At 60.4% G+C, this 2,987-nt stretch carries 2 protein-coding genes; both read left to right on the top strand.

From position 1 onward, the window contains the following. The first annotated feature begins 17 nt into the window (after positions 1 to 17). Positions 18 to 1,352, top strand: coding sequence for a sigma-54-dependent transcriptional regulator (locus tag F8N85_RS33555; RefSeq protein ID WP_150807366.1), 1,335 nt, complete (start codon positions 18 to 20; stop codon positions 1,350 to 1,352). A gap of 242 nt (positions 1,353 to 1,594) precedes the next feature. Next, entirely contained in the window at positions 1,595 to 2,914 is a 1,320-nt protein-coding gene (locus tag F8N85_RS33560) for an MFS transporter (protein ID WP_150807650.1), read from the top strand. Positions 2,915 to 2,987 lie beyond the last annotated feature (73 nt).

Consider the following 2,987-nt stretch of genomic DNA (forward strand, 5'->3'; position numbering starts at 1 on the left):
ACGCAGGAGCAAAGCCCATGTTGAACTCGGTTATTGTGGTCGACGATGAAGCCAGTATCCGCAGCGCCGTGGAGCAATGGCTGAGCCTCTCGGGTTTTGTGGTGCAACTGTTCAGCCGCGCCGAAGACTGCCTGGCGCAACTGCCAAGGGATTTCCCCGGGGTGATTCTCAGCGACGTGCGTATGCCCGGCATGGGTGGCCTGGAGTTGCTGAGCAAGGTCCAGGCGCTGGACGCCGACCTGCCACTGATCCTGCTCACCGGCCATGGCGATGTGCCGATGGCGGTCGAGGCAATGCGCGACGGTGCCTACGACTTTCTGGAAAAACCCTTCAGCCCCGAGACCCTCCTCAGCAGCCTGCGCCGGGCGCTGGATAAACGCCGGCTGGTATTGGAAAACCGCGCCCTGCACGAGCAGGCCGACAACCGTGCCAAGCTCGACGCCAGCCTGCTGGGAGTTTCCCGTGGCCTGCAAACCTTGCGCCGACAGGTGCTCGACCTCGCGGCCTTGCCGGTCAATGTGCTGATCCGTGGTGAAACCGGCAGCGGCAAGGAGCTGGTCGCCCGCTGTCTGCACGATTTCGGCCCGCGCGCCGACAAGCCGTTTGTGGCGCTGAATTGCGCGGCCATCCCCGAGCAGTTGTTCGAAGCCGAGCTGTTCGGCCATGAAAGCGGTGCCTTTACCGGCGCCCAAGGCAAGCGCATCGGCAAGCTCGAATACGCCGATGGCGGCACGCTGTTTCTCGATGAAATCGAAAGCATGCCGCTGGCCCAGCAGGTCAAACTGCTGCGGGTGTTGCAAGAGCAGAAACTTGAGCGGCTGGGTTCGAACCAGAGCATCCGGGTCGACCTGCGGATCATCGCCGCGACCAAGCCCGACCTGCTCGATGAGGCCCGCGCCGGACGTTTTCGCGAAGACCTCGCCTATCGGCTAAACGTCGCTGAATTGCGCCTGCCGCCGTTACGCGAGCGCCGCGAAGACATTCCGCTGCTGTTCGAGCACTTCGCCCACAACGCCGCTGAACGACTGGGGCGCAGTTTCCCGCCATTGAGCGGTCCGCAATTGAGCCGCCTGCTCAGCCACGACTGGCCAGGCAACGTCCGTGAACTGGCCAACGTCGCCGAGCGTCAGGTGCTTGGGCTCGGCGAACCCGAATCTGAAGGCGTCGAACCCGGTCAGTCCCTCGCTGCGCAGCAGGAGGCCTTTGAAGCGCATTGCCTCAGAGCGGCGTTGACCCGGCACAAAGGCGATATCAAGGCGGTGCTTGCCGAGTTGCAACTGCCGCGGCGGACCTTTAACGAAAAGATGCAGCGCCATGGGTTGGCGCGGGAGATGTTTTTGAAGGAGGAGTGATTCTTCTGACCTTCATTTTAGGTTGCCTGTTCTGGCCCCATCGCGAGCAACGACCATTATGGACTCGCACCGAATAGGCGGATTTCCGCTCACGCCCACCCCGCAAACAAGCGGATTTCCGCTCACAAAATCCCCGCAACCCCTCTAAATCAAGCCTCTCCGTTCTGGCACAACTCCTGCTATAGACCTGTCAGGTTGCGTTTCGACGTGCTCCACAAAAACAATGAGATGAAGGATCCTATATGGATAACTCCAATACCCTGCCTCTTGGGTCGGCGGCTGCGCCGGCGAAAGTACGAACCACTTCCAGCCGTATCAAATCGATTTTCAGCGGCTCTGTCGGCAACATGGTCGAGTGGTATGACTGGTACGTCTACGCCGCTTTCTCGCTGTATTTCGCCAAAGCCTTCTTTCCCAAGGGCGACACCACCGCACAGCTTCTGAATACGGCGGCGATCTTCGCCGTGGGCTTCCTGATGCGTCCGATCGGTGGCTGGCTGATGGGTCTCTACGCCGACCGCGTCGGCCGTAAAGCCGCGTTGATGGCCTCGGTGTATCTGATGTGCTTCGGCTCACTGCTGATCGCCCTGAGCCCGGGTTATGAAACCATCGGTATCGGCGCGCCGATCCTGCTGGTGTTCGCTCGCTTGCTGCAGGGCCTGTCGGTCGGCGGCGAGTACGGCACCTCGGCGACTTACCTCAGCGAAATGGCGACCAAGGAACGTCGCGGCTTCTTCTCCAGTTTCCAGTACGTGACGCTGATCTCCGGCCAGCTCATCGCCCTGGCGGTACTGATCGTGCTGCAACAAACCCTGACCACCGAACAGCTGTACGCCTGGGGCTGGCGCATCCCGTTCGCCATCGGCGCGCTGTGTGCCGTAGTCGCGCTGTACCTGCGTCGCGGCATGGAAGAAACCGAGTCGTTCACCAAGAAAGTGAAGGCCAAGGAAAGCGCGATGCGCACCTTGATGCGCCATCCGAAGGAACTGATGACCGTGGTCGGTCTGACCATGGGCGGTACTCTGGCTTTCTACACCTACACCACTTACATGCAGAAGTACCTGGTGAACACCGTCGGCATGAGCATTTCCGACTCCACCACCATCTCGGCAGCGACGCTGTTCCTGTTCATGTGTCTGCAACCGCTGGTGGGCGGGCTTTCGGATAAAGTCGGGCGGCGGCCAATCCTGATTGCCTTCGGTATTCTCGGGACCCTGTTCACCGTGCCGATCCTCACCACCCTGCACACCGTCCAGACCTGGTGGGGTGCGTTCTTCCTGATCATGGCCGCGCTGATCATCGTCAGCGGCTACACCTCGATCAACGCGGTGGTCAAAGCCGAACTGTTCCCGACCGAAATCCGCGCCCTGGGCGTCGGCCTGCCGTATGCACTGACCGTATCGATCTTCGGCGGCACCGCTGAATACATCGCGCTGTGGTTCAAGAGCATCGGCATGGAAACCGGTTACTACTGGTATGTCACCGCTTGCATCGCGGTTTCGCTGCTGGTCTATATCACCATGAAAGACACCCGCAAACACTCGCGGATCGAGACTGACTAACGCTACAGGCGGTAAAAAGAAGGGGCAGACCTTGCAAGGGTTCTGCCCCTTTTTCATGAGTTTTGGATAGCAG

This window comes from Pseudomonas fluorescens, assembly GCF_902497875.1.
GTDB lineage: Bacteria > Pseudomonadota > Gammaproteobacteria > Pseudomonadales > Pseudomonadaceae > Aquipseudomonas > Aquipseudomonas fluorescens_BR.

What these genes read in the sequence shown, in the direction of transcription:
- F8N85_RS33555 (WP_150807366.1), top strand. Translation starts at nt 18, where the DNA reads ATGTTGAACTCGGTTATTGTGGTCGACGATGAAGCCAGTATCCGCAGC.
- F8N85_RS33560 (WP_150807650.1), top strand. Translation starts at nt 1,595, where the DNA reads ATGGATAACTCCAATACCCTGCCTCTTGGGTCGGCGGCTGCGCCGGCG.